Consider the following 240-nt stretch of genomic DNA (forward strand, 5'->3'; position numbering starts at 1 on the left):
CTGCTTACCGTCGTACGAGTAGAGCGCGTCGAGCGCCTTCGGGTAGTTCGCGGGGTCGATCGCCGAGCCGACCGGCTCCAGCAGGCCGTTGGACGCGTACAGCTGGAAGTTCGGGCCGTTCATCCAGAACACGTCGGGCAGCGTCTTGGACGAGCCCTGGGTCTGCAACTTCGTGAAGTAGTTCTGGTACGGCGTGATCTGGGGGGTCACCGTGATGTTCGGGTACTGCTTGTTGAAGTC

General features: G+C 62.1%; 1 protein-coding gene. It reads right to left on the minus strand.

Annotated elements, in window-relative coordinates; all coding sequences use genetic code 11:
* Positions 1–240 (minus strand): ABC transporter substrate-binding protein (locus tag AC1RPV_RS08190; protein WP_481764268.1); only part of this gene is annotated, 240 nt, incomplete at both ends.

The sequence above is a fragment of the Dellaglioa sp. CoH-55-MRSF-9 genome, from assembly GCF_056782155.1.